General features: G+C 54.8%; 1 pseudogene. It reads left to right on the top strand.

The features are described from left to right. Nucleotides 1-27: 27 nt before the first annotated feature. Nucleotides 28-323 (top strand): annotated as a pseudogene (locus QKE52_RS13375) (transposase); the annotation flags it as partial.

Consider the following 323-nt stretch of genomic DNA (forward strand, 5'->3'; position numbering starts at 1 on the left):
GGCGGGGGTAGCCGGTAGTCTGATTTTGTGAGTCCATACATTCGCACTGTCAAGACCGCTTCCGGGGCGACGGCGGTTCAGGTGGTGTGGTCTGAGCATCGAGGGTCGAAAAAGCTTCAACAGGTTGGATCAGGACACTCACCTGATCAAGTTGAGCAGCTTAAAGCCCAGGCCCGGCGTCTTATTGATGCAGATCAACTCACCCTTGATCTTGGAGTAGAGCCTTCAGCAAGCAGGGGAACCGCTGATGACCCGGTGCCGGTGACAGCACAGCGAGCTGGTTACTTGTTGGACTGTATTGATGCGTGTTTCAACGAGTTAGG

It is taken from the genome of Corynebacterium sp. c25Ua_47, assembly GCF_039907205.1.
GTDB classification, from domain to species: Bacteria; Actinomycetota; Actinomycetes; order Mycobacteriales; family Mycobacteriaceae; genus Corynebacterium; species Corynebacterium hiratae.